Source organism: Pseudomonas sp. SIMBA_041, from assembly GCF_046535095.1.
In the GTDB taxonomy this organism is placed as follows: Bacteria; Pseudomonadota; Gammaproteobacteria; order Pseudomonadales; family Pseudomonadaceae; genus Aquipseudomonas; species Aquipseudomonas mucoides.
The window spans coordinates 1-232 of record NZ_JAWRXJ010001014.1; the positions used below are offsets into that span (position 1 = coordinate 1).

The 232-nt window shown below is 44.4% G+C and carries 1 protein-coding gene; it reads right to left on the bottom strand.

Annotated elements, in window-relative coordinates; all coding sequences use genetic code 11:
* Nucleotides 1–232, bottom strand: a 232-nt coding sequence (locus SB725_RS34175; RefSeq protein WP_410923822.1) for a DUF1376 domain-containing protein, incomplete at both ends; no start/stop codon positions are given.

A 232-nucleotide genomic window follows, 5' to 3' on the forward strand; every position in this document is an offset into this window, starting at 1 on the left:
TCGTCACTTGGCGTTACACCCTGCGTTACATCATTCGTTACAGCGTTATGCTTGCCGTTACTGTCGGCGTTACGGTTTTGGTATTTATAGTTTTTGATTTCACTATCAATACGATGGTGGTGGTGACGCTTACCACGTTTGACAAAAAACTCATCAAGCACGTATTCAAGCATTGTGCGATATTCAGGCGTGGTACATAGCAAACGACGTGCCAATCTATCCATGTCTGAGG